The sequence below is a fragment of the Rhodococcus sp. P3_B8 genome (assembly GCF_056402775.1).
Genome location: NZ_JBFUGT010000603.1, coordinates 1 through 1,606, shown reverse-complemented (window position 1 = coordinate 1,606; position 1,606 = coordinate 1). Strand labels below are relative to the sequence as shown.

1 protein-coding gene is annotated in these 1,606 nt (G+C 67.7%); it reads right to left on the bottom strand.

Going from position 1 to position 1,606, the window contains the following annotated elements; all coding sequences use genetic code 11:
* Nucleotides 1-549: 549 nt before the first annotated feature.
* The gene (locus AC1D1G_RS44990; RefSeq protein ID WP_477956916.1) at nucleotides 550-948 is read right to left on the bottom strand and encodes a Clp protease N-terminal domain-containing protein; all 399 of its coding nucleotides are present in this window, start codon (nucleotides 946-948) and stop codon (nucleotides 550-552) included.
* Between the last annotated feature and the right edge of the window lie 658 nt (nucleotides 949-1,606).

The window sequence follows — 1,606 nt, the reverse complement described above, 5'->3', positions numbered from 1 at the left end:
GTGTCTCGGTCGGCCGGTCGCCGATCCGGCATCGACGCCCGGCACCCACGTTACAAAGAGACCTACCCAATTTCGGTTGGCCGTGTCCCTATCAGCGGTCCGTCGACGCCACCACACCCGGCGACACCACCCCCCGGATCATGCGAGAGACAGGGGCAAGGAGTCATACCGGGTCTGGCGACCGTAGCCCTTCTGTGAAGGACCGTAAATAAGGTAACGGGGGGGGTCCTGGGCGACTGCGGCGAGCACCCGGATCCGGAAACCGCGGGCCTCGTCAGACAATGAGATGGGCTCGGACCCGAGATCGGCGCCRGTGAGCAACTCGAACGCGCACGACACATCGTTGTTGTCGGCTCCGAGCGGACGCGCAGCAGAGACCCGTACCCCCCGACCAGCGAGATCATCACCGAGTGGAATGGGGCGGTGGGCAGGCCACCCGCACGTCTGCGTGACCGCCGCCGACAGGTTCCGTTCGCCGACCTCCTGCAGGCGCTGCCCCCCGATCCGGGACTGCGGCCGACCACAAGAATGTCGCTGGGGTGTGCGGGTCTACTCGTGGGGTTGGGGGTGTTCGGCGAGTTCTTGGAGGCGGTCGCGCATCTCGTGTGGGCTGATGGTGGTGAGGTGGGTGAGGATTCGGGTGCCGGTGCCGATGGTGTCGTGTCCGAGTAGGGAGGCTTCCCGCAGGCTTTGGGCGAGGGTCTTTTCAGGGTCGGGGTGAAGGGGGGACCGGCACATCCGGGGTCGGTGTTCGGGTAGGCGGGGATCTCGTCGAGAGCGGTGTCGAGGTGGGGGCCGGTGATTCCCCAGGGTGGCACCGGTGGGGCCGCCGGCGGCGTGGATGCCGGTGAGGAGGTGTTCGCCGAGGTGGTTGTGGTGGTGGGTGCGGGCCGCGTCGGAGGCGAGCACGACGACGTGGCGTGCTTGGTCGCTGAATTTGTCGAACACCGTTTGATCACTCCCTCGGCGAGTGCCCTGCGCGGGGGTGGAGAGCTGGCGCCCTTCCAGTCTCCGTGTGGGGGCGCTGAGCCTGCAACGATGAGTCGCCTCGGTGAGGATGGGTCGTCGCTCGGTTGCGGCCCCGGGTGATCTCGGAGCGCATGCAGGCGTGGGCCGCGCAGCGCGGGCTACGTGGAACAGCCCGGACCTGCGTCCACAGGTCCGGCGAATTTCGCACCGGGCCACACCGGGAGCTGCGCTTCCACATGGGGTAGCCGCGCCCCGCCGGGCTCTTGAAACGGTCCTCGCGGGCTGACCGGGTGCCGGACGTCTTGGGCCGTGCCGATGAGCGTTGCTTCCGTTGCGCGGCACCGGGTCCGGGGGTGACCGACCGGATATCACGGCGGTGGTCTTCATGGGGGTGTCGGCGAGATTCGGGTCGGGCGTCGTTCGCTTTCGGACGGGGATCGGATCAGTCCTTGTTTGTTATGTGGGTCGGCTACCGTGGGGTTTGTGGCAGCAGGTATTCCGGGGCCGTCGGACAAGATGACGCCGAGCCCCGAGGTTGGGCTCGACTTCGCTCGGGAGTGGGTGGAGTTCCTCGATCCCGACGACGCCGAGCATCTCATCGCCGCGGACATGACGTGGCTGCTCTCGCACTGGACCC